General features: G+C 61.1%; 17 protein-coding genes, 1 tRNA gene and 1 pseudogene. 7 read left to right on the top strand and 12 right to left on the bottom strand.

Annotation, left to right across the window (positions count from 1 at the left end):
- Nucleotides 1-28 precede the first annotated feature (28 nt).
- Nucleotides 29-1,282 (bottom strand): cation:proton antiporter, encoded by a 1,254-nt coding sequence (locus tag SIB72_RS02620; protein WP_413744496.1) that lies wholly within the window; start codon nt 1,280-1,282, stop codon nt 29-31.
- Nucleotides 1,283-1,341: 59 nt separating this feature from the next.
- Here SIB72_RS02620 and SIB72_RS02625 point away from each other — a divergent pair, with 59 nt between their 5' ends.
- Nucleotides 1,342-1,596, top strand: a complete 255-nt coding sequence (locus SIB72_RS02625) for an NAD(P)H-quinone oxidoreductase subunit O (RefSeq protein WP_115121135.1) — start codon at nt 1,342-1,344, stop codon at nt 1,594-1,596.
- On the opposite strand, the gene SIB72_RS02630 is transcribed toward SIB72_RS02625, so the two are convergent.
- The 6 genes from SIB72_RS02630 to SIB72_RS02655 form a co-directional block, all read right to left on the bottom strand.
- Nucleotides 1,575-3,677, bottom strand: a complete 2,103-nt coding sequence (locus SIB72_RS02630) for a phospholipid carrier-dependent glycosyltransferase (protein WP_413744497.1) — start codon at nt 3,675-3,677, stop codon at nt 1,575-1,577. The genes SIB72_RS02625 and SIB72_RS02630 overlap by 22 nt on opposite strands.
- Nucleotides 3,677-4,393, bottom strand: a complete 717-nt coding sequence (locus SIB72_RS02635) for a J domain-containing protein (protein ID WP_115121109.1) — start codon at nt 4,391-4,393, stop codon at nt 3,677-3,679. Before SIB72_RS02635 ends, SIB72_RS02630 begins: the two co-directional genes overlap by 1 nt.
- Nucleotides 4,390-5,358, bottom strand: a complete 969-nt coding sequence (cysK, locus tag SIB72_RS02640; RefSeq protein WP_413744498.1) for a cysteine synthase A — start codon at nt 5,356-5,358, stop codon at nt 4,390-4,392. The genes SIB72_RS02635 and cysK overlap by 4 nt, the downstream gene beginning before the upstream one ends.
- A gap of 319 nt (nt 5,359-5,677) precedes the next feature.
- Entirely contained in the window at nt 5,678-7,438 is a 1,761-nt protein-coding gene (locus SIB72_RS02645; protein WP_413744499.1) for an iron uptake porin, read from the bottom strand.
- Nucleotides 7,439-7,694: 256 nt separating this feature from the next.
- Nucleotides 7,695-9,629 carry an iron uptake porin gene (locus SIB72_RS02650; RefSeq protein WP_413744500.1) on the bottom strand — a complete coding sequence of 645 codons (1,935 nt, stop codon included), beginning with the start codon at nt 9,627-9,629 and terminating at the stop codon, nt 7,695-7,697.
- A 220-nt stretch (nt 9,630-9,849) separates the two neighbouring features.
- Nucleotides 9,850-10,008, bottom strand: a complete 159-nt coding sequence (locus SIB72_RS02655; protein WP_170953834.1) for a hypothetical protein — start codon at nt 10,006-10,008, stop codon at nt 9,850-9,852.
- A 19-nt stretch (nt 10,009-10,027) separates the two neighbouring features.
- Between SIB72_RS02655 and SIB72_RS02660 the strand changes: the two genes are divergently transcribed.
- Nucleotides 10,028-11,587 (top strand): ArnT family glycosyltransferase, encoded by a 1,560-nt coding sequence (locus tag SIB72_RS02660; protein WP_413744501.1) that lies wholly within the window; start codon nt 10,028-10,030, stop codon nt 11,585-11,587.
- The gene (locus SIB72_RS02665) at nt 11,584-13,038 is read left to right on the top strand and encodes a DUF2079 domain-containing protein (protein ID WP_413744502.1); all 1,455 of its coding nucleotides are present in this window, start codon (nt 11,584-11,586) and stop codon (nt 13,036-13,038) included. The genes SIB72_RS02660 and SIB72_RS02665 overlap by 4 nt, the downstream gene beginning before the upstream one ends.
- Here the strand turns inward: SIB72_RS02665 and SIB72_RS02670 are convergent.
- Nucleotides 13,037-14,539, bottom strand: a pseudogene (locus SIB72_RS02670) (DUF2079 domain-containing protein); the annotation flags it as partial. The gene SIB72_RS02665 and the pseudogene SIB72_RS02670 overlap by 2 nt on opposite strands.
- Before the next feature lie 152 nt (nt 14,540-14,691).
- Nucleotides 14,692-15,747, bottom strand: a complete 1,056-nt coding sequence (gene psbD, locus SIB72_RS02675; protein WP_413744141.1) for a photosystem II D2 protein (photosystem q(a) protein) — start codon at nt 15,745-15,747, stop codon at nt 14,692-14,694.
- 168 nt (nt 15,748-15,915) lie between these two features.
- Here psbD and SIB72_RS02680 point away from each other — a divergent pair, with 168 nt between their 5' ends.
- From SIB72_RS02680 to SIB72_RS02695, 4 genes are all read left to right on the top strand, one after another.
- Nucleotides 15,916-16,179: a hypothetical protein gene (locus SIB72_RS02680; protein ID WP_115016327.1), complete on the top strand. Its 264-nt coding sequence runs from the start codon at nt 15,916-15,918 to the stop codon at nt 16,177-16,179.
- Nucleotides 16,172-16,861 (top strand): ABC transporter ATP-binding protein, encoded by a 690-nt coding sequence (locus tag SIB72_RS02685; RefSeq protein WP_413744503.1) that lies wholly within the window; start codon nt 16,172-16,174, stop codon nt 16,859-16,861. The genes SIB72_RS02680 and SIB72_RS02685 overlap by 8 nt, the downstream gene beginning before the upstream one ends.
- Nucleotides 16,862-16,884: 23 nt before the next feature.
- Nucleotides 16,885-16,956: transfer RNA gene (locus SIB72_RS02690), tRNA-Asn, on the top strand.
- Between the two features lie 302 nt (nt 16,957-17,258).
- The gene (locus tag SIB72_RS02695; RefSeq protein WP_115121251.1) at nt 17,259-18,056 is read left to right on the top strand and encodes a response regulator transcription factor; all 798 of its coding nucleotides are present in this window, start codon (nt 17,259-17,261) and stop codon (nt 18,054-18,056) included.
- A gap of 9 nt (nt 18,057-18,065) precedes the next feature.
- Here SIB72_RS02695 and SIB72_RS02700 read toward each other — a convergent pair whose 3' ends face one another.
- The 3 genes from SIB72_RS02700 to SIB72_RS02710 are packed head-to-tail and all read right to left on the bottom strand — an operon-like array spanning nt 18,066 to nt 21,999.
- Entirely contained in the window at nt 18,066-19,022 is a 957-nt protein-coding gene (locus SIB72_RS02700) for a DNA polymerase III subunit delta' (RefSeq protein WP_413744504.1), read from the bottom strand.
- Nucleotides 19,022-19,669, bottom strand: coding sequence for a dTMP kinase (tmk, locus tag SIB72_RS02705; RefSeq protein ID WP_115121249.1), 648 nt, complete (start codon nt 19,667-19,669; stop codon nt 19,022-19,024). Before tmk ends, SIB72_RS02700 begins: the two co-directional genes overlap by 1 nt.
- Entirely contained in the window at nt 19,666-21,999 is a 2,334-nt protein-coding gene (locus tag SIB72_RS02710) for a heavy metal translocating P-type ATPase (protein ID WP_413744505.1), read from the bottom strand. The genes tmk and SIB72_RS02710 overlap by 4 nt, the downstream gene beginning before the upstream one ends.
- Nucleotides 22,000-22,052: the final 53 nt, after the last annotated feature.

The following is a 22,052-nucleotide window of genomic DNA, read 5'->3' on the forward strand; positions in this document are numbered from 1 at the left end:
GGAAGGGGGCGGACGGAGAGGGGCCAGGTTAAGGCGGAGAAGTGGTGTCGGTGACTGCCGCACTGCTCTCGATCGGCAGTGTGAGATTGAGGCGCCTCGCGAGGGGCACCAGACCGAAGCCTTGAATCAACAATCCGTAGAGCACCACCGCCAGCGCCAGGGGAGGCATCTCGACTCCCCATGAGACGCCGGACGCCCAAGCATCGATCGCCAAGGCGATCGGAACGGCACCGCGCAAGCCTGCGGAGGCAACGAACAATCGCTGTTCGGCCGAAAACTCCGTTCGCAGAAGCAAAACCTGCACGATCAAGTAGCGCACCAGCTGCATGATCAGGAACAGCAGCAAGCCCCAGCCGGCGGCGTACACCACATTCTGAGGATTCACCACCAAGCCCATGCAAAGGAACAGCAGCAGCTCCGCCATTTTCGCGAAGCTGGCATGGGCTTCCTCCAGCACTTCCTGATCCAGGCTGGGGCCATTGCCTAACACCAAACCAGCGACATAGGCAGCCAACAGCGCACTACCACCAAGCAAAGTCGTGCCGCCGGTGAGCACGAGCAACAAAGCCAGACTCACCACCGGCAGCATCGTGCTGTGGTTCAGGCTGAGCCGACTGCCAAGCAGCTGCACGGTGAGGCTGCCACCCACGAAGCCCAACATCGTGCCCAACAGAAACTGGCGCAACACCGTGATCACCAGTTCCCCCGACGTAAAACCACCGCCGCCTGCTAGAGCCAAAGCGAGTCCCGCCAGCACCACCGCCATCGGGTCGTTGAAGCCCGATTCGATCTCAATCAGATCGAGCAGGGGTTTGGGCAGGCGGCCCTCCAGGGGACGAAGTAACGCCAGCACTGCAGAGGCATCAGTGCTGCCGACCATCGCCCCGACAAACAGAGCTTTAGGCAGCAGGTTCATCCAAACGCTCTGGCCTTCCGCAAGACCAAAACCAAGCAGCACCGCCGCGATCATCAGCGACGTCAACACCACGCCAAGGGTGGCCAGACGGGCTGCCGGGCGGATCACCCGACGAACCTCCGCCCAGTTAGTGGTTAGGCCCCCAAAGAAGAGCACAAGCACCAATGCTGCCTGGGTGATCTGCTTGGCTTGATCCAAAGACAGCAGGGTGGTCGCGCCATCCAGCTTGTTGTCAATCAACAAGCCAAGAAGCAGCACCATCAGCACGCCAGGCATGCGAATCCGTGCGGCCAGATCGTCAAGCAGCACCGCCAGCAACAACAATCCACCGAAGACAAGCAGGTAAATCGCAAGTTGATGGGTCAAGCCTTCGGCCTAGGGCAGTTGGGTTGGTTCTAGCCTGGCGGTCTGATCGCCTCCTCTTGATGGCCGAAACCGATACTGCGGCGCCAGCCAAAGCCAAGCCCGTTGCTCTCAAGAAAGGGGCTCTGGTTCGCGTCAAGCGTGAGGCCTACAGCGGCAGCGTCGAGGCAGGAGCCAGCGACCCAATACCGCCCGCCTACATCTTTGAAGGACCGGGCGAGATCCTTGTTGTCAAGGGCGATTACGCCCAGGTGCGCTGGCGCCGTCCAGTGCCAGACGTGTGGCTGAAACTGGCTCAGCTTGAGGCCTTCTCCTGAAGTTGCGTCTCCACGCTCTGCACAGCCTGGGGGATGGACTGCCATGCCGAAGGTAGGCGCCAGATCGCCCCTGCCAGCACGGCGCTGAGATCATCGAGGGCGATCAGTAGAGGTTGATCGCCATGCCGACGGCGAGCTTCAGACGTGATCGCGGCAGCCTGCCAGGGATTCCATCCCGCCAGTGTCACCACAGCCCGGTAAGCACTGGGCCAAGCGCTGGCGGGCAAGGCCTGCTCCAATACTGCAAATTGAGCTGAGGCCTCAACAGGTCGATTGGCGAGCACCGCCAACAAGGCCAGACTCCACCGGGCCTCCAGGTCGTTCGCATCAAGGGCAAGCCTGTGCAAGGCCTCGCGGCGCACCCGGTCTCGGTAGAGGAAATGGCCGTCAAGCATGTGTTCGATTGCCACCGCATTAAACAGGGGATCGAGACCTTCCGGCCCGGCTGCCAAACCAGCGGCGAGGCCGGGGAAGCGATGGGCGAATCCTGGAGCTGCAGCTTGATCACTGCGGCGGCGCCAAAGCGAATAGCTATCGCCACCAGGGCGCGGGAACTGCTGCACCAGCGCAAACACACCGCTGTCTCGCACCGCACGATCCAGCTTGAGCGCACTCTTGCGCACGGAGCCCTGATCCCCTTCCGCAAGCAGAACCCACTGAGCATGGTCAAGCACGGGCTGCAGGTCACGGCGACTGCTCCCCAACTGACGCCCCACCAGCTGACCGCCCTGGCGACGGCCGTAATAACTGACGTTGTGCTGATTGAGGTCAGCTGTACTCGGGACCACGATCAGGGTGGTGGGCTTTGCCCCAGGGGTGGCACCACCGGCCCGGCCCACAATCGCTTCCAACGGCCCCGTCGTCCGTTCGTTCAAACGTGCCAACTGGGCTGCTGCCCCTGCTTGGACACTGGCACCAAGCCCCAACAACAACAGCCCCGAAGCCAACCAGGGCGACCGGCGCGGCCAGCGCTGCTCCAGCCACAACCCCCACTGCCACCAGCCCCGTGCCAGCAGCAACAGCAGCGGCGGCAGCAGAGGAGCGATATAGCGGTCGTCCTTATTGGGACTCAAGCCTGTGAACACCCAACCAACAACCAAACTGATCAGCAACCAGCGCCAGGCCAAGGAATCATCCTGACCAAGCGTCATCAACCGATCTGAAGGATGGCGGCGCCCCTGCCAGTGCCACCAGAACCAAAGCAGCAAGCCCGCCAGGCCCACTGCAAGCATCACAACCCCCAGCTGAGCGGGCAGCAAGCGGGGGTACCAAAGCCAGCCCTGCACCGACCAAGGGCCTGGATCTCCCTCCCGCGCGGCCGATTCAAGGACGGCCCGATTGGTGCCACCCAGGGTGGTGATCCAGTTGTGCTGCAGCCAGGGGAAGAGACCGATCAAGATCACACCCGCACCAACCAGCAACTGCAAGCGGCGGCCATGACCACGGCATAGGGCCTGCACAGCCACCCAGGCCAGCACAGGCAGCAGCACCAGCAGAGCGCTCTGCTTCACCAGCAAAGCCAACAAACAAGCCAGGGCCGCAAGCAACGCCTGCATCCAGCTCCCACCGGTCTTGGGATTCCACCAACAGCCCAGCCGCCAGAGGGCGAGAGTCACCATTGCCGTCAGTGGCAGCTCGAGCACGTAGTCACTGCGCAACTCAAGCAGGGCTGGTGCAAGTGCCACCAGTGCTGCTGCAAGCAGCGCGAAGCCCCGCGCCATGGCACGGGGGCGCCGTAGCTCCAGAGCCCAGGCCGTCACTGCCAGCAACAACACCCCGTGCCAGAGACTGAGGCTCCAGGCCGCCTGCACCGGTGAATCACCGGCCACAGCCATCACCGTGCCATTCACCAGCGACGCCAACGGCGGAATCTTGGGAGAAAGATCCAGCAGTGCCGCCCACCCCTGCCAGCCGCCACCGGGCAGCAGCCCCAAGGCCCGGCCATGGTCGAGAGCGCTGTTGAGATAGTCGGCCTGATCCCAGGCAGGGATGCCGTCAAACCAAATCCACCACCCACGATCTGCGGCAGTGGAAAGCAGCCAGAGCAACAACAACAACAACCGGAACGGCCAGACAGCCATCAAGTGATCTCCAGACGTCGACGTTCCTGCTGCAGACGGTGACGACGTTGCTTGGCCTCTCGCAGCATCTCGCGGCCGTCGTGGAGGTAGTTATCCACGTACCCCATCGTGTATCGCTCAAGCTCGGTGATCGCATCCTCAACCTGAGAGAGGCAGTGATAGAGGCTCAAACCAAAACCGCGAACGGATGCCGGCACCGGCAGGGACTGATAGAGCGTCTTCACCTTCTCCAGCTTCTGCTGACTCGTTTCGATGTAGGCACAGAAGGCCTCCATCAGTGTGTCGTCATAGGGATCTGCAGACAGTGCCCGCAACTGATCAGGAAAAGGATTGATCACCTGTGACAGCAGACGATCGATCGGGGCATACACCCGCTGCAGCCACTGCACGATTGCATCATCGGCAGCTGCTCCCTGACCACTGGCGGCACGGGCGGCACTGCTGGCTTGGGCATTGCGGGCCCCACGGCGACGGGCCTCCTCGCATCCCTGCACACGATCACGCTCGAACTGACGACGGCGCTCGGCATCCCCCAGCACTTCCCAAGCAGCGTTGAGCTCCAGGATCCGCTCGCTATCGCCACCTGCATCGGGGTGGTGCTGCTTCACCAAACGGCGATAGGCAGCCTTGATCTCAGCTTGACTCGCCTGGCTCGACACCTCGAGGACGGCATAGGGATCCCCACGCCCCGCCTGCTGTGATCCGGTGGGACTCACAGGTGAGCGTCCCGACGGGGCGGCAGCGGCGCCGCTGAACTGAACATCGGCGTTGAGAGATAGCGTTCACCAAAACTGGCCAGGATCACCACGATCCGGCGTCCCTGCAACTCCGGACGCTGGCCAAGCTTCAGAGCAGCGGCAATGGCAGCACCGCTACTCACCCCACTGAGTAGCCCCTCCTCACGGGCGAGCCTTCGGCCCATCACCATGGCCTCCTCATCGCTAATCGCCATCACCTCATCGATCAACTCCCTCTCCAACACTGGGGGAACAAAGCCTGCACCGATGCCCTGAATGCGATGGGGGCCTGGGGAATGACCGCTGAGCACGGCACTACCAGCGGGCTCGACTGCCACCACCTTGAGAGCGGGATGACGTGCCTTCAGCAAGCGACCACAGCCCGTGATGGTGCCACCGGTCCCTACTCCCGCTACGAGCACATCGAGATTCCCATCGGTATCGGCCCAGATCTCCTCTGCGGTGGTTCGCTCGTGAATCGCCGGATTGGCAGCATTACAGAACTGCTGAAGCAGATAGGCGTCTGGGATCTCCTCAACCAGCTCCCCTGCCAAGTCGATCGCCCCCTGAATCCCCTCATCGCCTGATGTGAGTTGCAGCTCAGCGCCATAAGCGCGCAACATCGCCCTGCGTTCGGTGCTCATCGTGTCGGGCATGGTGAGAATCAAGCGATACCCACGCGCCGCAGCCACCATGGCCAGGGCAATCCCGGTGTTACCGCTCGTGGGCTCCACCAGCACCGTGCGACCAGGCGTGATCGTGCCCTCCTCCTCGGCGGCTTGAACCATCGCCCCTGCAATCCGGTCTTTCACCGACGCCGTGGGATTGAAGCTCTCCAGCTTGGCCACCACTTCCGCCCCACAGCCACTGGCCGCCGGCAGGCGGTTGAGGCGCACCAGCGGCGTGCGGCCCACAAGGGCCGTGATATCGGCTGCGATCACCATGCCGTTATCCAAACAGACCAGACCCCTGATCTGCAGGGATGAATGGCCAGCTCAATATAGGAAGCGAAAGCAGATGCTTCGTGTTGGCACACTGCGCACAAACCCAGGCTCAATCTGTGATGAAGGGCAAAAAAGATCTGGCCTGATGTAGATGGCACGCTGGGCAGGGATGAGCTGCAATCAACAGAAACTTTGCGGAAACAAAGCAAAGCCAATCTGGCTTTGCAGCCATCAAAAAGCCCTCCAAAAGGAGGGCTAAATGATGAGGAGTCATGAGGTGGAATCCCGCCAAACGAGGGATTCCACTTACAACATCAGATCAGAACTTGAAGGTGGTCTGAACCAAACCACCAAACACATTGAACTGACCGTCATAGCCGCCGCCGCCTTTCTTCACCAGGTTGTTGGTGTACTGACCCATCGGGCGGGACAGATAGAAGACAGAAGGAGTGATGGCGATGTTATCGGTCACCTTGAAGTTGTAGTACCACTCGAAGACATAATTGCCATCGAAAGGCGTTTCACTGCAGGTGCCGGCGTTCTTAGAGGCCTTGGAACAGTCCTTCACACTGGTGGCGAAGGTGGGCTGACCAACAGCAAAGCCCATGTCGTTGCCTTGGAGGAACACATCCTCCCACTTCAGACCAACCATCCAGCTCTGGGTATCCACTGGGGAGCCCTCGACAAGCCGATCAGCGCTGACGTTATTTAAGGCCCAACCAGCTGAAATCGATGGGATCCAGCCAGCTTCATCGGGCTGCCAGTAGGCGTTCAGCGCATAGCTGTTGGAGCTGCTGGCATAACGCTTGAGCTTACCGTTGTCGTTTTTAGCGACACAGTTGTTGTTCCAAGTGTTGTTCTTGGCGAACTCGGTACCGCGACGCAGACCATTGCCGCTGTCGCACTGGCCGTAGCGATAACCGAAGGCAAGACCCCACTCAGGACCGGCATAGCCAAGCTGAGCCAACAGGCTCGCCTCGGAGTTGTCGGTCATGAAGCCGCCTTTGCGGGCATTGGAGTTGTTGCCGTTGCCATCATCAGCGACGTAGTTGACCGACACGCTGAAGGCGTTGTCGCCCTTGTTCACCTTCTGCTTCCAATAAGCACCGATGAGCTGACCGGTCTCCTTGTTATAAACACCACTGGTGCCCATCAGAGCAGTCCAGTCAAGGATCTTGGCGCCACCTTTGTTGTACACAGAGGGCCAAACAGCCAGCGACTCGGTATTACGAGCGAGCGCACCGGCAATCACGGTGAACTCTTTACCAACCGGGAACTTGTAGAACAAACGATCAAGCACCACGGCATTGCTCACCGTGTTGTTCACACCAGAATCGGTCGCGATGTCGAGCGCCGCCAAGTTGACGCCAGCACCAGAAAAAGCATTCGCTTTTTTGAGGAAGTTGCCGGCACGCAGACGGGCACGCAGCTTGTCTTTACCGGTGAAGCTGGTGTCAAAGACGAGGCGCTGGTCGTAGTTAAAGGTGAACGCCCCGAAATTGCGGTTGTAGGCATCGGCGCCGCCCTTCGTTCCTTTCTTATCGAAGGCGTTCGTATCGCGGACAGCACCTCGGTAAAACTTGTAGCCGCTATCGCCACCAGCGCTGGTGGCGCCCATCACGAAGGTGGTCTTGCCCTTCAGCTTGGTGGTGGTGGAGAACTGGGTGGCTTCCAGTTCGCCAACGCGAGCTTCCAGACCGTCAACGCGGCCCTTGAGGATGGCGAGTTCACGCTCGAACTCTTTCATCAGGCGCTTCAGCTCGTCGGTCACTTCAGTGATCCGGTCGAGGCAAGCGTTCAGCAGTGCGGCCGCTTCAAAGCGGGTCATCGCACGGTTGCCGCGGTAGGTGCCGTTCGGGTAGCCGGCGACGCAGCCGTAGCGCTCGACCAAGTTGGACAGAGCTTGGTAAGCCCAGTCGGTCGGATACACATCCGAGAACTGGGTGATGCTGGTGACCTGCTCGCCAGAAGCGGCGTAGTCAGACACACCGTTGATGTTCAGGTCGCTGGCGTTTGCAGCCACGGGAGCCAGAAGGCCCAGGGCAGCAGGTGCAACCAGCAGTTGCTGGAAAAGTTTCATCGAATTCCTCACACCAAAATTGAGGGTAAATAAAGGCACAAAGCCTTCGAGCAAAAGTTACCGACCGACCAAAGCAACAGAGGTCGCCGACCACACCTGGCGAAGGTATCGCAGGCGACAATCAAAAAAGACCTGATATGCGTTGCTGCTTTGCCATCAAAAAAGCGCGGGCAAAAACCCGCGCTTGATGATGAGTCAGTGAGGAGAAAATGAAGAACTTCGCAAAAGCGAAGCTCTTCAGATCAAACGTTCAAGATCAGAACTTGAAGGTGGTCTTGAGCAGACCGCCGAACTGGTTGAACTGGACGCCCTGGGTCGCAGAACCGAGAGGACGGCTCATGTAGAAGAGGGCGGGGGTCACAGAGATGTTGTCGGTGACCTGGAACATGTACCACCATTCCCAGGCGTACTGACCGTCGCGGACGAGGCGGTCTTCGGCCTTGCCGGACTTGCCGTAGCCGAAGTCAAACCTGTTGCCGGTGAGATCCAGAGCAGTGACGAAGCCCTTCTGACCAACAGCCATACCGGCAGTGTTGCCCTTGAGGAACACATCGGTCCACTGCAGGCCAACAGACCAAGACTGGGTGGTGGCGGAGTTCAAGTCGTAACCAAACAGGTTGGTGTACTTCTTGCTCTTGCCCCAGCTGCCGTCGCTGTAGACGCGGTAGGAGCTTGAATCACCACCGCTGGTGGAGTTCAGGCCCCAACCTGCGGAGATCGAAGGCATCCAGCCGGACTCTTCGGGGCTCCAGTAGGCACTCAGACCAACAGAGTTGGTGTTACCCAGGGTTCCGATCTGCGTCGCCAGAGGCGTTGCAGTGCCGGGGTTCATGTTGCCAGTGTTCTGGCTGCTGTAGTTGTAAGCAGCAGCAACACCCCACTGGTCGTCGGTGTAGGCAATCTGAACCGTACCGGTGCCTGAGGCACAGTCGGTCATCATGCCGCCGGAACCACTGCAATCCTGGTCTACGGAGTAGATGCCGAGGGTGTCAGTGCCGTTGTTGTAGGCGTTGTAGGAAGTGGTGTAGCCGTTGTTGGTCTTGGAAACGTTGCCGTTGCCGGAGACGTAGTTGGCACTGATGCTGAAGCCGTCGTTCGCCCAGGAGATACCAGCACCTGAACCGAGGTTCAGGTTGTAGGTACCAGGAGCACCGGCGTAGGTGAAGAAGTCGAGGACGGTGTCAGCGGGGTAAGCGCTGGGCCATACGGCCAGCATGTCGTCCTGACGGACAACACCACCAGCGGTGACGGTGAAGTTGCTACCCAGGGGGAACTGATAGAAGAGTCGGTTGATCTTCACAGCATTGGTGACTGTGCCCTCTTCGAAGGCAGCCTCCATGCCAGACATGGTGGAGTACTGACCACCCAAGAAGCTGTCGATACCAGTGGAAGCACTGAAACCGAAGGCGCTGTTCTGGAAGTTGCCAGCACGCAGACGCACTTTCAGCAGATCCTTACCAGTGAAGCTGGTGAGCAGATCGAGGCGCTGGTCGTAGTTGAAGGTGAGGGCGCCCAGGTACTGGTTGGCCTGGTCGGCCATCTTCCGGCCCTTGTAGCTGGTCTTGGAACCGGTGTAATAGAAGGGATTGTTGACGGTTTTGTCGTTGCCGTCGAGATCCTTGATCGTGAAGGTCTTGTTGTTCTTGTAGCTGTACTTGTCGCCGATGAAGTAGTTACGGCCGAACTGCTCACGCACGTAGGCGTCGCCACCGAAGCTGTTGGCGCCGATCACGAAGGTGGTCGTACCTTTCAGCTTGGTGGTGGTGGAGAACTGGGTGGCTTCCAGTTCGCCAACGCGAGCTTCCAGACCGTCAACGCGGCCCTTGAGGATGGCGAGTTCACGCTCGAACTCTTTCATCAGGCGCTTCAGCTCGTCGGTCACTTCAGTGATCCGGTCGAGGCAAGCGTTCAGCAGTGCGGCCGCTTCAAAGCGGGTCATCGCACGGTTGCCGCGGTAGGTGCCGTTCGGGTAGCCGGCGACGCAGCCGTAGCGCTCGACCAGGTTGGACAGAGCCTGGTAAGCCCAGTCGGTCGGATACACATCCGAGAACTGGGTGATGCTGGTGACCTGCTCGCCAGAAGCGGCGTAGTCAGACACACCGTTGATGTTCAGGTCGCTGGCGTTTGCAGCCACGGGAGCCAGAAGGCCCAGGGCAGCAGGTGCAACCAGCAGTTGCTGGAAAAGTTTCATTGAATTCCTCACACAGGAAGGCGCAAAATGCGCCACATCAAAACTGGCCCATTAACAGCACACAACCAACATCGGATGTGCCAGCTGACACAACGGCTGGTATCGCTTGATACACAATCTGGCCGCCCCCCCCCAGGGCGCAAAACTGCCAAAACGATGCCCCCGCCCGGAAACCGGACGGGGGCTCTCGCCGGGTCCGCTCTGGCGCGGAACCGATTGATCAGTCAGAGGACTGTGCCGTCAGCCGGCGTTCTCCGCGATCAGCAGACCCTGAATTAAAGAACTGGAACTCATGGACACCTCCTCCTGGATGGGATTGTTGAGCGCCGGCGATGCCTTCGACGACAACCAGGCCGAGAACGGCCGAGGATGCCTTCACATCACTGCGATCAGGACCTTTGAACCTTAACGGACTCACAAGGCCTGCGCTGCTGTGGCTTCTCACCCTGGTGCTGTGGTTGCCGGGCCTCGGCAATCTGCCCCTACGGGACTGGGATGAAGGCAGGGTGACCAGCGTCGCCCGATCCACGATCGGCCGGATTGAACCGACCCATCCCAGCTTTGATTGGCTCCTCGCCTGGAAATGGAACGAGGCCTATCTGAACAAGCCTCCAGGACTGCATTGGCTCATCGGTACCTCCACCCGACTTCTGGGTGAACACGAGTGGGCGGCTCGACTGCTGCCCTGCCTGATCGCCAGCCTGGCGGTGCCGCTGCTGATCCTGCTGCGGCGGCAGCTGGGGGGAGCGCAATGCGAACGACGAGCAGTACTGGCCGGCCTGATCCTGATGACCCTGCTACCGATGGCGCGCCACGGCCGGCTGGCGATGCTCGACGGCAGCTTGGTGAGCTGCTCACTGCTGCTGTGGACCGGCTGGCTCAGCAGTCGCCAGACCTCCTGGCATGGCCTACTCGCTGGCCTCGGAGCAACGGGGGTGCTGATGCTGAAGCCTCCTGCTGTGCTGGGTTTTCTTCTGATCACCGCGGCCATCAGCGTCTGGGATCGTCGCAACAGCACCTGGAAACCCCGTGCCCTGGCCTGGCTAGGAAGCGGCATCCTCCCTGGCCTGGCCTGGCACCTTTGGCACGGCCATCAACGCGGCACCGATGCTTTGGTGATGTGGGGCGGCCAGGGACTCAGCCGTGTGGCGGGCGTTGTTGGCGACAGCACCGGGGCCTGGGTGATGCCCATCACGGAAGTTCTTGAAGGCGGCTGGCCCTGGTTGCTCCTCTTGCCCCTGGGCCTCCGCTGGGCCTGGAGTGAGCGCCAGCAAAGCAGTGGACATTGGGAACTGGGGCTGCTGCTGGGCAGTTGCGCTCTGGTCTTGCCGCTCCGCAGCCAGCTGCCCTGGTACAGCCATCTGCTCTGGCCAGCCATCGCCTTGCTCTGCGCCGAAGGACTGCATCAGCTCCTGATCACGGGCCGCCCCCTCTGGGTGGGGCGAATCTGGGCCCTCTTGGGCACGGCCCTCTTGCTAACGGGCATGACCCTGCTGCTGATTGGTCAGAACCAGGGTCTGCCTCGCCTCGCACTGATCTGCGCCGGACTGGGCCTACTGGCAGGCGGGCTGCAACTGATCCAACCCACAAGCCAGCAGCGACGCTGGGGCCTGATCAGCTTGCTGATCGGCTGGGGCCTGGCCCTGCTATGCCTCTGGCAGAGCCAGCTCTGGCTGTGGGAACTCAACGAAAGCTGGGACCCCCGCCCAATCGCGAGTGAGATTCGACAACTGCCCGCCGAAGCCGTTGTGATCCTGCGAGGACCTACACGCCCATCCCTTGGCTGGTATGCAGGCCGTGAACTCTTACCCAATGATGCTGAAAGCAAGCGCGAACACTGGGTGGTGAGCCGTCAACCACTCGAGCGCTGCAACCCGATCGCTGCCGACGACCAGGGGGCAGAACAGTCGTGGCAGCTTTGGCACTGCCCAGCAGCGCTGGATGCACCGAGCCCATGACCAGCACCAGCAGCCCTAGACCTGTGGCTCCACCTCGCCGTCTCTGGCTGATCAGCCTGCTGCTGGCGCTGATTGGCTGGTGCTGCTCCGCTGCCCGCCACGCCCTGCTGCAGAGCAATGCCTACGACCTCGGGCTGTTCGATCAATGGGCCTGGCTACTGAGCCAGGGCCTAGCGCCGATCTCCTCGATGGAGGAGGTCCACTTACTGGCCGACCATGGTGCCTGGGTTTTCTTCCTGACGGGTGGCCTGTATGCGATCGCTCCATCCGTGCACTGGCTGCTCGCATCTCAGGCGCTTGCCCTCAGCCTGACGGCGATCCCGATCTGGATGCTGGCCGCCCAGGCCCGACTACCCCAACGCCTCTGCTGGCTGGCCTGCCTGCTTTGGTGGCTGCAACCGGTGGTGTTCAACAGCAACCTGTTTGATTTCCACCCTGAGGTGTGGGTGATGCCAGCCTTGGCCCTCATCCTCTGGGCAGAACGGGCCAGGAGAGCGTGGCTCTGGCTGGCGCTGCTGCTGATCCTGCTCGGCTGCCGTGACGGCTTGGTGCTGATCACGATCGGTCTGGCACTGGAGCTGGCCTGCCAACGCCGCTGGCGATGGAGCGCCAGCGCCGCCCTGCTCTCGGCAGGCTGGCTGCTGATGCTCAGTCGTTGGCTCTATCCCTGGCTACGGGGTGGTGAAGGGCCCAAGGCGGCTGGCCGAATGTTCGGCCATCTGAACGGGGGACTGCACCAGATCCTCACCAGCATCGACTGGAGTGGAGGCGTCAGCTATCTCGTGCTGCTCACACTGCCCTGTGGCCTGCTCTGGCGTCGCCGCTCTCTGCCGGTGCTGGTGATTGCGCTGCCACTCGTGGTGGTGAATCTGCTATCGGCATCCCCCAGCTACCGCACCCTCATTCATCACTACAGCCTGCCTCTCGCTGTGGTGGCGGTCACGGCAGCGATTGACGGCCTGGCAGAAGCTGCCGAGCACCGGCGCAGATTGACAGGTCGCCGCCGCGCACTGGTGCTGGGCTGGGCACTGCTGTGCTGGCTGAGCCTGGCGAAACCGTGGTTTTTTGCTGGGCCCTACCTGCAGCGGTGGAGCCTGCGCGTGGATGCCAGCGCTGCTATCGGTCAAATTCCAACGAACGCAAACGTGTTGACAACCAGCTATCTGGCACCTCACCTCAGCACACGTGAGCTGATCGCTTTCCCCAAAAAGAGTTTCAACGAGGCCTTAGGCGCAAGCAACTGGGACACGCTCCTCCTCAATCCCAACGACCCCGGCTGGGGCTCATCTGGAAAGGTGCAAGGCCGCTTGATCAATCAAGCGCATCACAATGGCTGGCACTGCCAGAGCTGGGAGTCAGGCCTGGAGCTGTGCCGCTCACCCGCTGCAACACCACCGCTCCCCCCTGGCAATGGATCAGCGCATAGTCGCCGCGGCGCACCAACTGATTGAGACGATCACGGATCGATGCCTGCTGGCGTCGTTCCCGCTTGAACACAGGGGCCAAGGGGGTGTAGTAGCCCGGAAACGCCACGACATATTCCACCGATCGCTCCATCCCATCACGACCACGGAACGCCAGATGCTTGGGGAAGCGGATCAACTCTTGCCGCTGCGCCAACAGTGGCAGTAATGGGGTGTCCGCCGAAACGCTTGCATCAGGCGGCACTTGATCAACCGCAGCCCAGGCCGCCTCGCGCCTGGCAAGCATCCTCTGCGGCGGCACATGCACCCAAGGCGAAAAGCTGTCGGGAATCAACGCCGAGAGAGAGCGGTGTGGGTTTCCCACCAGGGTGAGCACCACTCCCAAGGCCAGAGCTCCTGTCCAAACTGGGCGCAACCATCGCCGTTGCCACACCTGAGGATGGGCCTGCCACCAGAGCACAGCACCCAGGTAAAGACCAGGCACCAGGGCAAGCACGTAGCGCAAGGTCACCGCTAGAGCGGTGCGTCCCTGCGAAACCAGAGCAATCAGAAGAGGCACCAGCACCAACAGGCCAGCATCAATCGAAAGCAACGGCACAAACAACAGCGGCAGGGTGAGGGCCAGAACGAATCCGACCGTGGCCCCGGGTGGTGACACCAGCGCCTGCAGCAGAGCAAGCGGCCGGCCCAGCATGGTGCGCACCACAGCAAGGGTGCCTTGAGAAGGGTCTTCAACGAGGTGGCCAAATTTCTCCGCCAGGAAGCGATCGGCCAACGAAGAATCAACGGCGGGTTGAATCCAGTTGGTGACCAGCAACACCCACCCGAAGGACAGCAGCATCAGGGCCGCACCCCACCACCGCACATCTGGCCGTCGCACCAGAGCCCAGAAACCCAAGGAAAACAGCACCAAACCGCTGTCTTCCCGCACCAGCAGCAGGAGCAACCCACAGAGCAGCACCTGCCAGCCGCGGCGCTCCAGCAGACCTTCCACCAGCCAAAAGCCAAGCAGAGGTAACCAAATCAGATCGTGGAAGTTCTCAAGCGCGGGCCCGATCACGGCTCCACTGAGAAAGTAAGCAGCCGTGATTTGCACCGCCAAAGGCCGGGGCAAGCGCACTGCTGCAATGCGCCAGAGCACGAGACCTGCAGCGGTCAGGACCGTGACCTGCACCAAAGGCAAGGCCCAACGCCCCAACAGGGCCACCACAGGGGCCACCGCCAACGTCAGCACATTGGCGTGCTGACCCAGATGCAGATAATCCACAAAGGGGAGAGCATTGCCAATCGCCACAGCCCCGGAAAGCACCGAAGACAAACTGCTCTCAAAGGGGCGACCCTGGGCAGTTGACCAGAGCTCCTGCAGAAACAGAGCCTGGTCGTACGTGGCACTCAGGCTTTCCAGACGCCAAATCTGGATCAACAGGGTGAGCAACCAGAAGCCGCCAGCAAGCAACAGCACAGACCGCGGCCAAACCAGCGACCTGGCAGCAAACGAGCGCATCAGTAAGCCCTGCGGTGACAGCATTCAAAACAAGGTTGCGAGAAGGCCACGAACGACCAAGAGGGGCCAACAAACTGCGCGCAAACGTGACCTGAACACCACGAGCGCACAAAAAATGGGGTGCCGAGTGGCACCCCATTGTGTTCAGGGATGGATCTGCGATCCAGACCAAACCATCAAAGAGCGTTACCGCGGGGCAGAACCTCTTCAGGGAAGACGAAGTTTTCGTGCGGCTGGTCAGCCGGTGCCATCCAGGCACGCAGACCTTCATTCAGAAGGACGTTCTTGGTGTAGAAGGTCTCGAATTCGGGATCTTCTGCAGCGCGGATTTCCTGAGACACGAAGTCATAGGCGCGCAGGTTGAGGGCCAGGCCGACGATGCCGATGGCGCTGGTCCACAGCCCCATCACAGGCACGAACAGCATGAAGAAGTGCAGCCAGCGCTTGTTGGAGAAGGCGATCCCGAAGATCTGGCTCCAGAAGCGGTTGGCGGTGACCATGGAATAGGTCTCTTCTTCCTGGGTGGGCTCGAACGCCTTGAAGGTATTGGACTGCTCGCCATCCTCAAACAGGGTGTTTTCCACGGTGGCGCCGTGAATGGCGCAGAGCAGTGCGCCGCCGAGGATGCCGGCCACGCCCATCATGTGGAAGGGGTTCAGGGTCCAGTTGTGGAAGCCCTGGAGGAAGAGGAGGAAGCGGAAGATCGCTGCCACCCCAAAACTGGGAGCAAAGAACCAGCTGCTCTGGCCGAGGGGGTACATCAGGAAAACACTGACGAACACCGCAATCGGACCGGAGAAGGCGATGGCGTTGTAAGGACGAATGCCGACCAGACGGGCGATTTCGAACTGACGCAGCATGAAGCCGATCAGAGCGAAGGCGCCATGCAGCGCCACAAAGGCCCAGAGGCCACCGAGCTGGAACCAGCGAACGAAGTCGCCCTGGGCCTCAGGGCCCCAGAGCAGCAGAAGGCTGTGACCCATCGCATCAGCGGGGGTGGACACAGCGGCGGTGAGGAAGTTGCAACCTTCCAGGTACGACGAGGCAATGCCGTGGGTGTACCAAGAGGTGACAAAGGTGGTGCCTGTCAGCCAGCCACCGATGGCCAGGTAGGCCGTTGGGAAGAGAAGGATGCCGGACCAGCCGACAAAAACGAAGCGGTCGCGCTTGAGCCAATCATCGAGGACGTCGAACCATCCCCGCTGAGGCGCGCGTCCTACAGCGATCGTCATGAGGGGGACTTCATGAAGCTTTACACGCAGAAGACTAATGGGCATAGGCCGTTCTGGGGGAAGGAAGCCCACCACCGTTTACACAGATGAGTGGAAATACTTACCGCCAAGGCACAGCGCGGCTGGCGAAACCATTCGCAAGAATGAGCCAATCCGCAGCTCGCCCTCGTGTACATCATTGAACTGGCCTTGAAGATGAGTCCGATGCCGGTCTCAGTGCAGCGCAAGGAGCAGGCAGCCGCAGAGACCCTGTATCAACAGGTGCGCCAAACCATGGAGCAAGGCCAACCTCTGTTGCTTGAACTCACTTGCGAAAAGATGGAAGGCAAACGCGTCAGCGTGCTGAGCAGCGAAGTACTCGCCGTACAGATCTACGAGAAGGCCTCCGGAGCCGGCGGCAGCAAGCGTCCTGGGTTCGCATTTGATGGCTGACCACACAGGCCCCGGCCTGAGCCTTGATCGGGTCAGCTTTCGCTGGCCCTGCGGCACCAACGCTCTTGACCAGTGCAGCTTGACGCTGCCGGGACCAGGACTGTGGATGCTGGTGGGAAGCAACGGCAGCGGCAAGAGCACCCTGTTCCGCATGATTGGCGGGCTGGTCAAGCCCCAAACCGGCACGATCCACTGCACACTCCGACCGGCGCTGGTCTTTCAAAACCCTGATCATCAGCTGCTTCTACCCAGCTGTGGCAGCGAACTGCTGCTTAACCTGCCTCGCCATCTCAAGAGATCCGAGCGCCAAAAACGCATCCATCACCTGCTCGAGCAAGTGGGCTTGGCCGGGATGGCGACAAGACCGATCCACACCCTCAGCGGTGGCCAAAAACAACGATTGGCGATTGCGGGCGCCCTGGCCAGCGAGGCCACGCTCTTGCTACTGGACGAACCCACCGCCCTACTGGATCCAGCCAGTCAACACACGGTGCTGGCCGCCGTTCAGCAGCTCTGCCACCGCTCCCAGTCTCCCCTCACCGCTCTATGGGTGACCCACCGGCTCGACGAACTCGACCACGCCGATGGGGCCGCCCGCATGGAGAGGGGCCGAATCGCCGGCTGGCGCGACGGACGAAAACTACGACGACAGCTTCAACCCCTTGCAGGGCGGCGGGGCTGAAGGGTAAGTTCTTCGGGTCCCATTCCTCGGTAGCTCAGCGGTAGAGCGGTCGACTGTTAATCGATTGGTCGCAGGTTCGAATCCCGCCCGGGGAGTTTTTCACTTCAACCACAGCCAAAAGCTGTGGTTTTTTTGTACCTAAGGAGGCCCACTTAGCCCCTCAAGAAATCGCGATTCCGTTACAAACAAGGCCACGATTCCGAAGACATTCTGAAAAGACAGGCACTACCAACCCCTACCTGAGCCAGCAAATCGCAGTGAGAGCCAGAATTCCAGCTCTTACCGCAATGCGCAAGTCCATGCACAGAGGCGTCGGAGGGCCTACAAATCTTGTGAGAATCCGTAGCAGCGACATTCTTCCCCCCGCTTCCCCTCTGTTCACCGTGCCTTCGCTCCGATGAAGCCCTGCATCCTCCTGATCGAAGACGACAGCGACATGCGCGAGCTTGTGGCCGGGCATTTGGAGCACGGTGGCTTCGATGTGCAACGTGCCGATGACGGCATCAAGGGCCAGGCTCTTGCGCTGCAATACACGCCGGATCTGATCCTTCTGGATCTGATGTTGCCCAAGGTTGACGGGCTCACCCTTTGCCAGCGGCTTCGCCGCGATGAGCGCACCGCCGGGATTCCGATCCTGATGCTCACTGCGTTGGGCGGCACCAAAGACAAGGTGAGCGGCTTCAATTCTGGCGCTGACGACTACCTCACCAAACCCTTCGACCTCGAGGAACTTCAGGTCAGGGTGAAAGCTCTGCTGCGCCGCAGCGACCGCGCTCCGGTCGGCAGCTCAAATCACAACGAGATTCTGAGCTACGGACCACTCACTCTGGTGCCCGAACGTTTCGAAGCGATCTGGTTCGACACGCCAGTGCGCCTCACCCATCTCGAATTCGAGCTGCTGCACTGCCTGCTCCAACGTCACGGACAAACCGTTGCACCCTCCCTCATCCTCAAAGAGGTCTGGGGCTACGAGCCAGACGATGACATCGAGACCATCCGGGTGCACGTTCGTCATTTGCGGACGAAGCTTGAGCCCGACCCTCGTAAACCACGTTTCATCAAAACCGTCTACGGAGCCGGTTACTGCCTGGAACTTCCCACCGGTGCTCAGCTTGACGACCTGCATGATGTGCTGGCTCAAGCCCGGGAAGAGCGTCAGCAAAAAGATGAACAGAGCAAGCGCGCCAGCGCTTGATTCAGGTCGTTACTCCAACAAGTCGAGCAGGGTGACTTCCCAAGCCAGCCTGGGTTGCACGTAGGAGAGCAAATGGCTGCGCAGTCGTTCCAAACGGTGCAGCGCCTCCACATCACCTTGCCGATACCAAAGCTGCTGCTGCCACCAGGAGATCAACCACAGTTGCTGCTCGCCGCTGAGCGCTTCACTGAGATCGCGGGCCAACGCCAGCGCATCTGCCGGCTTGGCCGGTAGAGCCACCAGTCGATCCCGCAGCCCCTCTGGAACCAACTGCCACTGGTCGGCATGGCTGAGCAGAGCACCGGGCGACCCTGCCGCGAGGGCAACCAGCTCGGGCTGGGCCATGGCCGCAGCAGCCTGGGCACGCTCATCGTCTTCAAGCCGCCCAAACACCTCCTCCATCTGGCCGGAGCTAAGGCGCTGAAAGGTGATCTGCTGGCAGCGAGAACGAATGGTGGCAAGCAAACGATCCGGTGCTGCAGACAGCAGAATTAACAACCCATGCCCCGGCTCTTCCAGCGTTTTAAGCAGCGCATTGGCAGCCGACTCGGGCATTGCCTCAGGGTCTTCGATCACCACCAAGCCTCGGGCCGATTCCAATGGCTGCCGGGCGAGAAAACGACTGACCTCGCGAATCTGCTCCAGGCGCACTTGCGGTGGCGTGCGTTTACTGACGCCAGCCTCATCGGCCTCGGAGCGAGCAATCAAACGGCCTTGATGGGAATAGCTGGGCTCCACCCAAAGCAAATCAGGATGGTTGCGAGCCTCAAGACGTCGCCGTTGACGCAGGTCTGACTGCCCCGCTTGCAAAACACCTTCCAGGAAGCGCAGAGCAGCCATGCAACGTCCCACACCCTCCGGACCAGCAAACAGATAGGCCGGAGCAACGCGATCCTTCGTCAAGGCGGCTTCCAGCAGCGCCACGGCCTGAGCCTGACCCACCAGATCAGCAAACAAGGCCCCCATCAGCGCTGCCCGGAGAATGCAGCCGTCAGGCGGTTGCAGATCTGCTCCGTCACCACATCCGGTGACTGAGCGGCATCGATCACCCACCAGTCCCGAGCCTTGGCAAGAGCCGCAAAGCCATCGCAAACCCGCTGCAAGAACAGCTGACCAGCGGACTCAATCCGATCATTGCTCTGATCAGCACGACGGGCGAGGCTGAGCTCCAAGGGAAGATTGAGCCAAAGGGTGGCATCCGCTCCCAGACCGCCGGTGGCGATCTGCTCGAGCTGCTCGATTAACGACCGATCCAACTGACGGCCATAGCCCTGATAAGCCAGGGTCGAGCCCGCGAAGCGATCGCTCAAAACCCAGTCCCCACGCTCCAATGCCGGTCGAATCACCCTGTCGACATGCTGGGCTCTGTCTGCTGCGTACAACAACAATTCGGCCACAGGACCAGGCTCGGCCGCGTCCGGAGGATGGAGCAGCACCTGCCGCAGGGCCTGGCCCAGTGCTGTTCCACCGGGCTCGCGCGTCTGCACGACGGCAGTCCCCGGTGGCATCAGCCCGGACGTAGGCAACCAATTCACCAGCCGCTGCAACTGGGTGGTCTTGCCGCAGCCATCAATCCCTTCCATCACAAGGAAGCAGCCGCGCTCATGGGTCATGGCAAGCGCAAGCTCAGAGCATTGAGAACCACTGTGATCGAACTGAGAGCCATCAACAACGCTGCCAATGGGGGCGATAGCAACAAGCCAAAACCGGGCAACAACGCACCGGCTGCCACCGGCAGGGCCAAGAGGTTGTAGCCGAAAGCCCAGATCAGGTTCTGTCGGATCTTGACCATGGTGCGCTGGGCAAGCTGCAAGGCTTCAGGCACTGCCTCGAGTCGATCGCCAAGCAACACAAGATCGGCGGTGTCTTGAGCGATTTGCGTCCCCGTTCCAACGGCGATACCCAAGTCGGCAGCAGCCAGTGCAGGGGCATCATTAATGCCATCCCCCACCATGGCCACCTTTCCTGTGCGGCGATACGTCTCAAGCCGATCAAGCTTCTGCTCCGGCAGGAGCTGCCAGGCCAACTGCTCAGACGTGAAGCCCAATTGGTGGCCCAGGCGCTCAACCGACGGTTGGCGGTCTCCACTGAGCATCGCCAGTTTGAGGCCCTGCCCTCGCAAGCGCTGAAGGGCAACAGAGGCATCAGGGCGTAGACGATCATCCACGCTGATCAGTCCAAGTGGCTCGGAGCCCAGAGCCACGGCCAGCAGCGACTGACCGCGGTCAGCGACCTGATCGAGCACGGCCTGCAACGAGGAGGACCAGACCACCCCTTCCCGCTGGAGCCATTCGGGTGCCCCCACCCTCACCGTTTCGCCAACACCCTCCAACTCACCAGCCACACCGAGTCCTGGAATGGTGCGGCTTGCAGTCACTGGCAACAGCGACAGATTGCGGCGTTGCGCCTCCTGCAACAGGGCATAGGCCAGAGGGTGGCGACTGGTGTGCTCCACACTGGCCGCCAGCTGCAGCGTGCGGACTGGATCAACACTGGCCATGATCTCGGCAACCAGAGGCCTGCCCAAGGTGAGCGTGCCGGTTTTGTCAAACACCACACGATCAAGGCCAGCGGCCAGTTCGATCACATCACCGCCCCGAAACAACCATCCCTGACGGGCCGCGAGTCCAGAGGAAACGGTGATCACCGTGGGAGTCGCCAGACCGAGTGCGCAGGGGCAAGCGATCACCAGCACCGCAATGGCCAACTGCAGGGCCAGCCCGAAGGGCGTTTCAGCACCGGCTCCGAGCGGACCATGAAGGCCATGGCCGACCACGCCATGGTGATGAGCTGCATGCATCGGTTCCGCCAGCAGATCGGGCCAAAGCCGCGGCCCCACCTGCCACCAAAACAAAAAAGTCACGGTTGCGAGACTGATCACCCCGTAGCAGAAGCCACCGGCAACGCGATCAGCGAGCCCCTGGATCGGTGCCTTGCGGGCCTGGGCCTGATCAACCATGGCGATGATCCTGGCCAGAGCCGTTTCAGCGCCAACCCTCTGCACCTCCAGCACCAGGGTGCCTTCCAGATTGAGACTCCCTGACGACAGCTCCGTTCCCGGTGCAGCTTCAAGCGGCAGGGGCTCACCGGTGAGACTCGACACATCCACAGCGGAGCGCCCCTCGATCACCACCCCATCCACCGGAATGCGATCGCCCGCCAGCAGCTGTAGCTGCTCTCCGGGACGGAGGGCAGCTACAGCCACGTCTCGGACGCTGCCGTCGGCCATGACCAATCGGGCCTGATCGGGTTGCAGTGCCGCCAATTGCTTGAGGGCACGACCGGTACGCACCCGAGCCCGCTCCTCCAGAAAACGCCCCAACAGCACGAAGCCGAGCAGCATCACAGGCTCGTTGAAGAAACAGGGCCAGCCCACCTGGGGCCACACCAGTGCCACCACACTGGCGCCATAGGCACTACTAACGCCAAGGCCCACCAAGGTGTCCATGCTGGGGGTCCCTGCCCACATCGCCTTCCAGCCCCCCACCAGAATCGATCGCCCAGGGCCGAAGAGCGCCGCCGTTGCCAACGCGGCATGAAACGGCAGTTCTCCCACCACGGGCAAAGACAGATGCCCCCCTTCCGCGAGGTGGCCGAGAACCGAAAGCAGCAGCAACACCAGAGCCACCATCAGTTGTCGCCACTGGTGCCACCATCCCCAGCTTTCTTCTGGGCTCTGGCCAACAGCAGGGAGGGGTGACTGCGAACGGGGTTTGGCCGGGAAGCCCCTATCGGCAAGGGCCTTCAGCACCCCATCCAAGGCTTCCCCCTCGCCATCAAGGGAGAGCCAAGCGCTGCGAGTGACCAGATTCACACTGGCCTCCTGCACACCTTGCTGTTCAAGCAACGTGCGCTCCACAGAACGCACACACCCCCCGCACTTCATGCCCTCCACATCGAGAAGAATGGTGGCTTGGGGGCCAACGGCAGCGGAGCGACTCACAGCAGGGATTAAGACGTTTCCAGCCTAGGCAGAGCCACGTGCCCCAGGATGGT

Origin of the sequence: Synechococcus sp. MIT S9451, from assembly GCF_047304725.1 — a bacterium.
Taxonomy (GTDB): domain Bacteria; phylum Cyanobacteriota; class Cyanobacteriia; order PCC-6307; family Cyanobiaceae; genus Synechococcus_C.